This window comes from Streptomyces sp. SID5464 (genome assembly GCF_009862985.1).
In the GTDB taxonomy this organism is placed as follows: domain Bacteria; phylum Actinomycetota; class Actinomycetes; order Streptomycetales; family Streptomycetaceae; genus Streptomyces; species Streptomyces chartreusis_D.
This window is the reverse complement of sequence record NZ_WWIQ01000020.1, coordinates 1-496: the sequence shown is the minus strand read 5'-3', so window position 1 is coordinate 496 and position 496 is coordinate 1. Positions and strand designations below refer to the sequence as shown.

Genomic DNA, 496 nt, shown 5'->3' with positions numbered 1-496 from the left:
TCCCAGTCCTTGAGGTTCTTGGACGAGTAGAACCGCACCTTGTGCTCGGTGGACAGTGAGACGGTCATCAGCCAGCTCTTGGTCGGCGCGTACCACTGGACCTTGGGGTCGCGGAACTCCCTGGAGCCGATGTCGAGGACGGGATTGCCCTGGTACTTGGTCCAGGTGCGGCCCTGGTCGGTGCTGTAGGCGAGCGACTGGGCCTGTTGCCCGTGTCCTTGTAGGCTGGTGTAGATCGCCACCATGGGCGGGTTCTTCTCGGTGCCGAAGCCGGTGGTGTTGCCCCAGTCGACGACCGCGCTGCCCGAGAACACCATCTCCTCGTCGTCGTGCGACAGGGCGAGCGGGAGCTCCTTCCAGTGCACGAGGTCCTTGCTCACCGCGTGCCCCCAGGACATGTCGCCCCAGGAGTTGCCGTTGGGGTTGTACTGGTAGAAGAGGTGGTACTCGCCCTTGTAGTACACCAGGCCGTTGGGGTCGTTCATCCAGTTCTTCT

General features: G+C 63.1%; 1 protein-coding gene. It reads right to left on the bottom strand.

The features are described 5' to 3' along the window. Positions 1 to 496 (bottom strand): glycoside hydrolase family 32 protein (locus tag GTY47_RS12820; protein WP_010033762.1); only part of this gene is annotated, 496 nt, incomplete at both ends.